The organism is Peribacillus sp. CSMR9 (assembly GCF_033141925.1).
In the GTDB taxonomy this organism is placed as follows: domain Bacteria; phylum Bacillota; class Bacilli; order Bacillales; family DSM-1321; genus Peribacillus; species Peribacillus simplex_A.
The window spans coordinates 1-2,031 of the sequence record NZ_JAOPHO010000164.1 but is presented as its reverse complement, the minus strand read 5'-3'; the positions used below and the strand labels follow the sequence as shown (position 1 = coordinate 2,031).

At 38.9% G+C, this 2,031-nt stretch carries 2 protein-coding genes; both read right to left on the bottom strand.

Annotated elements, in window-relative coordinates; translation table 11 throughout:
- Positions 1-81 precede the first annotated feature (81 nt).
- Complete coding sequence (locus N9I19_RS24570) at positions 82-999, bottom strand: NAD-dependent epimerase/dehydratase family protein (protein WP_317779304.1); 918 nt, start codon at positions 997-999, stop codon at positions 82-84.
- A gap of 145 nt (positions 1,000-1,144) precedes the next feature.
- Positions 1,145-1,990 carry a glycosyltransferase family 4 protein gene (locus tag N9I19_RS24565; RefSeq protein ID WP_317779303.1) on the bottom strand — a complete coding sequence of 282 codons (846 nt, stop codon included), beginning with the start codon at positions 1,988-1,990 and terminating at the stop codon, positions 1,145-1,147.
- Between the last annotated feature and the right edge of the window lie 41 nt (positions 1,991-2,031).

The following is a 2,031-nucleotide window of genomic DNA, read 5'->3' as shown; positions in this document are numbered from 1 at the left end:
CACATGTAAATTAGTAAGGAAAGGTTAAGGATAATAGCATTACCCCGCCTCTTAAGTTAATAGGCTAAATTGAAACTGAAACTATTTCCTACATGAAAAAGTATAGGTTTCTGATAACCCATTAAAAATATCAGTCTTTGGATACCAATTCAGCGATTGCCGTGCTTTCCTGTTGTCAAGGCAGCTGTGTTTGATATCTCCAGTTCTTCCGGCTGAATGGACTGTATTCACTTTGGAGCCATGAATTTGTGTTAGCATTTTCAATAGTTGATTTACTGATGTTTTCTGTGCCGTGCTTACCTGGATCGTTTCTTGATTACCTCGATCCACCGAAGCGATGTTGGCATGTACTATATCTTTCACATATATAAAATCACGAGTTTGTTCGCCATCACCGTGAATGCTTAAAGGCATCCCTTTTTTGAGTTTTTCTAAAAAGACTGCGACGACTCCGCCTTCTCCTTTTGCTGTTTGTCTGGGCCCATAAACGTTCCCATAACGGAGAATCGTATACGGGAGCCCATAAAGCTGATGAAATAATCGGATATATGCTTCGGCAGTCAGTTTTGATAATCCATAATAAGAAATCGGTCCTGTCAGATCATCCTCGGAAATCAAGTCTTTCTGTAAATTACCATAAACACCTGATGTAGAGGAAAAGATCAGTTTACTTACAGAAGAAGATTCATGACAGGCCTTAAGAATATTTATTGTTCCATTGATATTCACATCGGCATCATATTGGGGTTCAAGAATGGAACGACTCACATCCGCCTGTGCAGCCAAATGGAAAACGACATCTGGCTTTTCCCTCACAATGATTTGCCCAGCTACCTCGCTGCATATATCTACAGTATGGATGATGGCATTGGGATGTACATATTCTGTGTGTCCGGAAATCATGTTATCCAATACATGGACCTCGGCACCATTTAAGATAAGTTCTTCAACGAGATGGGAACCAATGAACCCAGCCCCTCCTGTCACGATAGCCTTCATACATCATACTCCTTTTATATGTTTTCAGTATTGTATGTTATACGGCCACCACTCGCTTAAACAGGTACCTAGCTTTATCTAAAAAAGAAAGGGAAAAGAAAAGATGCTGACGCAATCGGAGTGGTCAGCACCTTCTTAGTTGTCATTATTTATTCTTCCTTTTGGTAATTGCGCTTTCATATACACCTAGCACATTTTGAACACCTTTATCCAGAGACCAGTGATTAATACCCCATTTTTTGGCATTTTCTCCAAGGTTTTTCATATAGGGCTCATGCTCTAATAAATAATCTATATGGATGGTTAACATTTTTTCATCCCCTACAGGTGTTAATACACCTGTAATTCCATGTTCAATGATTTCAGGTACTCCTCCCACATCACTGGCGATTACAGCCTTTCCAGTAATTTGTGCTTCTATTACTGACAAAGGCTGGTTTTCCATCAAGGTTGGAAGAACGAAGATATCCGAAATGGATAACAAATAAGGAATATCATCCCGTCTCCCCAAGAAGATCACGTCAGTTTCCAAGCCCATGGCCTTGCTTTTAATTTTCAACTCCATTTCCTGGGGACCGTCTCCAACTATCCAACAAACCCAATCATTTCTGATTTCCTTTAATTGCATAAGTGCCCCTATTAAATGATGCACTCCTTTAAACTCATTCAATCGACCCGTATAAATAATCACTTTCTTATCGGCTGGACGTTGAATATCGGATTTTTCGTCCACTCGCTTCAGGAATGATTCGGTATCATATCCATAATGAAAAACACTAAGTTGTTCATCTGGAACTTTAAATTCATCCGTTAAAATATTTCTCATCCATTCATTGGCTACAATCGTATTATCAGCAGAAGTCGCACCATCATATTCAAATTGATTAAAATAATATTGCCCTTTTTTTGCGCTGCTTTTATTTTCCGTTTTGGAGGTATAATACGCGCTCTTAAGTTCGTGAGCATTATCTATTAAACTGAGGGAGTTCATTAAGGATTATTGTAGAGTTGACGCAAATTGTGATGTTAATT